This is a genomic window from Bacillus sp. NPDC094077 (genome assembly GCF_050279465.1).
Lineage (GTDB): Bacteria > Bacillota > Bacilli > Bacillales > Bacillaceae_G > Bacillus_A.
The window spans coordinates 1-5,789 of the sequence record NZ_JBNNUF010000046.1; the positions used below are offsets into that span (position 1 = coordinate 1).

The window sequence follows — 5,789 nt, forward strand, 5'->3', positions numbered from 1 at the left end:
GTGCTTTAGTTGAAAAAAATCAAACAACTTTATTATCATTTTAAGTAACAATATTCTTTTAGATCAATTCAGTTTTAAACAACTTTTTTAAAGCCTTATTACATTTGATATGTAGTAAGGCTCTTGCTTTATTATAGCGAATTAAACAACTTTATTATCACTCTACACTTCTGGAATGTAAAAACAACTTCCGGTAACGAGAATTATGTAAATAAGCTGTCCATATGGGCAGCTCATTTTATTTTTTGCTTAGCTTGGAGTTTTTCCAAACTGCTGGCGGTACCCCCTTTAAAAATTCCAATACTTAATAAAATATATGCAACAACCTTAAAAAAATCATTCTCAAACCCTTTTTTTCGAAATTTCATTTAAGCTACTTATAATCTCGAATAACAAACATAATCTCATTCGATACCAAATATATTAACGATTCATTAAAAATCGATTACAAACAAATCTGAAATGTGATTTTTTCTGGAATGGAAACTTTTGTGCTGAAAATTAAATAAATATTGTTATCCAACACACCCAATTGATAATTCTGGTAAAAAGGATCTTGACTTTCATCACTACTCATATCTCTCCTCCAAAAAACAGACTTATTATTCAGAATAATAAGTCTAATTATGAGGCAATTTGTAGGATTTTTATACTCTTTGTCGAATACATGTAAAAAGGAGGGAATATGGCATGCTATTCACAGGATTCTTCATTAATCTATCTATTTTTTCTTTCCTAGCTAGTTCAGCTATTTTTATTCAAGTATTTATACGGAAAATGGATTATAGATTTATCCATTTATTTTGGGGCACATATGCAGGTATCATAGCTGCTATTTTGATGATTTTTAATTTTAAGCACATGGGATTGTTTTATGACTTGCGAGCCGTTCCGCTTATTATTTCATTTATTTATTTTGGTCGTACAGCTGGCTGGATTACGTTAATGTTTATTTTATTTATGCGTATTTTCTACCTTGGTGGTGATTGGGGACCAGCTTTGATAGCTGCTTTAGGAATTGCTACTATATATACTATATTCAAAACATATCTCAAAAATATCCATCCCTTTAAAAGCGTCTTTCTTTATCTAGCTGTTTATCTAGCCATAATCCATTGGGTGTTTGGGTTCTTTTTTCCTTCTATTTCACTTATACTCCTTGACATCCAAGGTACATTATTTATATCTTGCGGACTCTTAATTGGTGTTTTTCTGATGGAATCCTATCAAAATTTATATAACTTAACACAAGACCTAGCTAAAGCGAATGAAACTTTACTAGAATCAAAGCGAGAATTAAGGGATACCGTACATGAACTACAAGGAGGTATTTTTAAATTTAAAAAAGTAAATGGGAGTTTTATTCATACTCTGTGTGATGGACAATTATTTTATCAACAAGGGTTTCACTCTGAACAAGTTGTAGGGAAAAATTTACCTACTATAGATTCTTCCATCATTCCATCCCATTTAGTTTCTCGAATACTAAAGTATTATCAGCAGGCATGGGATGGTGAAGAAGTAACTTTCGAACTACCATGGCCAAATGATGAGACTATGATACTTTTCTCTCTTAGGCCTGTTAAAAGAGAGGGAACAGTGGTTGAGGTGGTTGGTTCTACTGTTGATATAACGAAAAGAATAAATGCGGAAAATGAACTAAAGGTAACGAAAGAGCGACTGGAATCATTTATTAATCATAACGTAGATGCAATCACTATATTTGATTTAGATGGACATATGTTGCAAGCGAATAAAGCTTATGAGAGGATATTTGGTTGGTCAGAAAAAGAATCCGTAGGAAAAAAATTACCTTGCGTACCTGAATTTTTAATGAATGAAACTTTTGAGTTAATCAAAAATATTAATAATACCAATATACAAGACCCTGTTATTACTAGGTTAGAAACAGTTAGACAACGAAAAGATAAAACTCTAATTGATGTAAACGTGACGGTTTCACCAATTCTAGATTTAAGGGGCAATGTAATTGCTTTATCAGGAATTTGTAGAGATATTTCTGAAAGGAAAAAAGCAGAAAGAGAACGCCATCAATTACATCAACAATTAAGAGACAGTGAAATGAAATACCGTGCGCTCATCGAACAAGCAACTGATGCAGTATATGTAGTGGAACTGAATGAGGATCAATTTCCAACTCGCTTTATCGAAGTAAATCCTGTTGCATGTAAAAGATTTGGATATAGTAGAGAAAAGCTTCTTTCAATGCCATTTGCTAGTGCCGCTCCGCCAGATTCTCCAATGATTCAAGGAATCATAGAAAGAATTAGAGAAGGGCAAACCGCTTTCACATTACAAGATGAATTTGTTTTTCCTAAAGGAAATACCATGACAATTGAATTTTCTGTTCGTATGTTTAACTTGAATGGCAAAAAAGTTTTCTTGAGTATCTCTCGAGACATCACCGAACGGCTAAAAACAGAGGAATTATTACGAAAATCAGAAAAACTTGCTGTAGTAGGTCAATTATCCACTGCAATTGCCCATGAAATTAAAAATCCTTTAACAACAATGAAAGGATTCATGCAGTTATTAAAATCAATGGAAAATAAGAATACCGAGCATTATATAGATATAGTGTTATCAGAGGTTGAACGTATAGATAGTATTACTAATGAATTTATGGCATTAGCAAAACCTGAGGCATTAGAAATTAAAACGAATGACCTGAATGTATTAATGAAGCAAATTGTAATGTTACTTGAACCTCAAGCGATAATGAATTGCATACAAATTACAACTGAGTTTACATCTGATACTTCATTCATACTTTGTGAAGGGAATCAATTAAAACAAGCTTTTATAAATATCTTAAAAAATGCAATTGAAGCAACACCAATGGGAGGGGAAATCTTGATTCAAATCGAAAATGCACCTGATAAAAAACAAGTAAACATTCGATTTACCGATTACGGGTGTGGAATTGAAAAAGAACGTTTACCTTATCTAGGGGAACCCTTCTATAGTATCAAAGAAAATGGTATCGGTTTAGGATTAATGGTTTGTTATAAAATTATTGAAAAGCACCAAGGAAAGATACTTATTGAAAGTGAAGTAGGAAAAGGAACAACAGTTAATATAAACCTTCCTATATCTACTCTCGAAAAAGAAAATGCTTATTCATCTTTTTAGGTACATCCTAGAACCATGAAGTATTAGTTTACAAACAAGTAGTTTCCTGTGAAAAAATGGTAAATTCATTCCAAACCTAAAAGTTAGACTAAAGTCTTTCATACACTTTCCCATATCGCAAAACCTATTATAACAAAGGAGTTTAAAATAAGAAAAGGCCGCAAAGCGTTTTACACAAAGCGCTTTACGGCCTTTTGATTTTTTATTTTACCTAAATAAAAATCAATTGTATTTCCTTTTGAATCAACGGTACGTTATACATACATCTATTACCCATTTACTTTCATATAGATGATTTAATTCTGAATCATAATGATGAATCCAGATTATAATCACTACATAAGCAATAAACATTCTATTTTCCCCTATTATTTCTACTAAGTCACTTATGATTAAGTTTATTCCTAGTTGATAATAGTTTCCCATTGAAATTGCTTGGCTTAGATATACATGATCTCTAGTCTTTCTAAGTTGATAGTATCAGTATGTCCAAGTTTGATAGACTTTTTGTACCATAACCAGTCTTTTTATCTCATTCGTTGACGAACAAATACAAATCCACCTAAAGCCATCAACAACATTCCTACAATGTATGAAATCATCTCCATTGATGTTCCACCTGTGTTAGGAAGCCATACTGATGTCTTAGTATTTTCTTTAGTAGGTGGAACTTTTGAATCTGTGCTTGGATCTTTTGGATCTACACTCGGATCTTTTGGGTCTGTGCTCGGGTCTTTTGGATCTACGCTCGGACTTTTTGGATCTTCTTTGATTTTTGTATTCGTAATATCATAACCTTTTACTTCGGATTTATATCCATCCACCGGTTGTTCTTTTACTTCATACTTATATACCTTACCTTCGGCATCATATGCCACTAAATCTGTAAACGCATATTTCCAACCTGTTGCTTCACTTACTTCTTGCGTCGCAACTACTTGGCCATTTTGTATTAGGTCGACCTTGATCATTTCCGGACGATCTTTCGCATTGTCGTCCTTCCAAGTCTTCGTTCCTTCTACTGTTGTTTTACCAACCTTTGTATTTGTAATGTCATAACCTTTTACTTCAGATTTATATCCATCCACCGGTTGTTCTTTTACTTCATACTTGTATGCTACTCCGTTTGCATCGTATGCGGCTAAATCTTTGAATTCGTATTTCCAGCCTGTTGCTTTGCTTACTTCTTGCGTCGCAATCACTGTACCATTTTGTAGAAGGTCTACTTTAATCATTTCCGGACGATCTTTCGCGTTATCGTCTTTCCACGTTTTCGTTCCTTCTACTTTTGTTTCGCCTACTTTTGTATTCGCGATGTCATAACCTTTTACCTCGGATTTATATCCGGTTACTGGCTGTTCTTTCACTTCATACTTGTATGCTACTCCGTTTGCATCGTAAGCTTGCAGTTTTTCAAACGTGTACTTCCAGTTTGTTGCCGCTGTTACTTCTTTTGTGTCTACTACTTTACCGTTTTGTAGTAAGTCTACTTTAATCGAGATTGGACGATCTGTTGCATTGTTATCGTTCCACGTTTTCGTTCCTTCTACTTTTGTTTCGCCTACTTTTGTATTTGTGATGTCAGTACCACTTACTTTGGATTCATATCCAGCCACCGGTTGTTCCTTCACTTCATACTTGTACGCTACTCCATTTTCATCATACGCTGCTAAATCTTTGAATTCGTATTTCCAGCCTGTTGCTTTGCTTACTTCTTGCGTCGCAATCACCGTACCATTTTGTAAAAGGTCTACTTTAATCATTTCCGGACGATCTTTCGCATTGTCATCGTTCCACGTTTTCGTTCCTTCTACTTTTGTTTTGCCCACCTTTGTATTTGTGATGTCATAACCATTTACTTTGGATTCATATCCAGCTACTGACTGTTCTTTCACTTCATACTTGTACGCTACTCCGTTTGCATCGTATGCTTGGAGTTTGTCAAACGTGTACTTCCAATTTGTTGCCGCTGTTACTTCTTTTGTATCTACTACTTTACCGTTTTGTAAAAGATCTACTTTGATCATTTCCGGACGATCTTTCGCGTTATCATCTTTCCATGTTTTCGTTCCTTCTACTTTTGTTTTGCCTACTTTTGTATTTGTGATGTCAGTACCACTTACTTTGGATTCATATCCTGGTACTGGCTGTTCTTTCACTTCATACTTGTATGCCTTACCTTCTGCATCGTATGCTTGCAGTTTGTCAAACGTGTACTTCCATTCTGTTGCCGCTGTTACTTCTTTTGTATCTACTACTTTACCATTTTGTAGTAAGTCTACTTTAATCGAGTTTGGACGATCTGTTGCATTACCATCGTTCCACGTTTTTGTTCCTTCTACTTTTGTTTCGCCTACTTTTGTATTTGTGATGTCAGTACCACTTACTTTTGATTCATATCCAACCACCGGTTGTTCCTTCACTTCATACTTGTAGGCCTTACCTTCTGCATCGTAAGCTTGGAGTTTTTCAAACGTGTACTTCCAATTTGTTTCTGCCGTTACTTCTTTTGTATCTACTACTTTACCGTTTTGTAGTAAATCTACTTTGATTGTGCTTGGACGATCTGTTGCATTGTTATCGTTCCAAATCTTTGTTCCTTCTACTTTTGTTTCGCCTACTTTTGTATTTGTGAT

The 5,789-nt window shown here is 34.3% G+C and carries 3 protein-coding genes; 1 reads left to right on the top strand and 2 read right to left on the bottom strand.

All coding sequences use genetic code 11. The features are described from left to right. Nucleotides 1-445: 445 nt before the first annotated feature. Entirely contained in the window at nt 446-577 is a 132-nt protein-coding gene (locus ACQKNR_RS29080; RefSeq protein WP_427322717.1) for a hypothetical protein, read from the bottom strand. Nucleotides 578-690: 113 nt separating this feature from the next. Here ACQKNR_RS29080 and ACQKNR_RS29085 point away from each other — a divergent pair, with 113 nt between their 5' ends. Then, nucleotides 691-3,153 carry a PAS domain S-box protein gene (locus tag ACQKNR_RS29085; RefSeq protein ID WP_427322719.1) on the top strand — a complete coding sequence of 821 codons (2,463 nt, stop codon included), beginning with the start codon at nt 691-693 and terminating at the stop codon, nt 3,151-3,153. 527 nt (nt 3,154-3,680) lie between these two features. Here the strand turns inward: ACQKNR_RS29085 and ACQKNR_RS29090 are convergent. After that, the coding region (locus ACQKNR_RS29090; protein ID WP_427322721.1) for a Cna B-type domain-containing protein at nt 3,681-5,789 on the bottom strand (2,109 nt) is incomplete at its 5' end.